We start from the raw sequence: 857 nt of genomic DNA on the forward strand, positions 1-857 counted from the left end.
CTAGGAGTGCAGGCACTTTGTGAGTGGCTGGGCGTGTCACGTAGTGGCTATTACGACTGGTGTAAGCGTCAGCCATGTGAGCGTGATATAGAAGATGCGGAGTTGGCGAAACGAATTAAAGCAATTTATGACGCCAACGATGGCCGTTACGGCAGCCCTCGTATTTTCAAGGCGCTTCAAAAGCAGGGTTTTGCCATTGGTCAAAAGCGAGTGGCGAGATTGATGCGTGAGAACGGCCTGGTCGCTAGAGTGGTAAAGGTCACCCGTCGTCAGCCCGGCTTGAAGCGCTTTATCGCTGCTGGGGAAAATTTGAGACCGGATGGTGGTGTGCCGAAGGCCATGAATAAGGTCTGGGTGGCAGATGTCACATACCTTAAGGTTAAGGACCAGTGGCATTACCTGTCAGCAGTGATGGATCTTTATTCTCGCCGGATTGTGGGGTGGAGCCTTAATGTATCCCGGACAGCGGCAACGACAAGGAAGACACTGGTAAGTGCGTTGCGCAAGCGTGAACCGGAAGCAGGACTGATGATCCACACAGATCGGGGGATTGAATACCGTGGCGCTGATTATCAGTCGGCCCTAAAACGGCATGGTATTTCTCACAGCCTTAACCGGCCTGGTCAATTCACGGATAATGCTCATATGGAGTCGTTCTTTCATACATTGAAAGGTGAGCTATTGAGAGGTCGATCATTCCAAAGTGCTTCAGAGCTACGCTATGCTCTGAGTGGATACATAAACCAATATTACAACAGGAAGCGCCTGCACTCGGGAATTGGCCATTGTTCGCCAATGGAGTATGAAGGAATGGCAGAGTAAATAATCATATGTCCGTTTTATCGGGTGAAGATCAC

Annotated in this window: 1 protein-coding gene; it reads left to right on the forward strand. The window is 50.2% G+C overall.

Going from position 1 to position 857, the window contains the following annotated elements:
• Positions 1–822 (forward strand): IS3 family transposase (locus tag T9A_RS16510; RefSeq protein ID WP_084573543.1); only part of this gene is annotated, 822 nt, incomplete at its 5' end.
• Between the last annotated feature and the right edge of the window lie 35 nt (positions 823–857).

The organism is Alcanivorax jadensis T9 (genome assembly GCF_000756655.1).
Classification (GTDB): domain Bacteria; phylum Pseudomonadota; class Gammaproteobacteria; order Pseudomonadales; family Alcanivoracaceae; genus Alcanivorax; species Alcanivorax jadensis.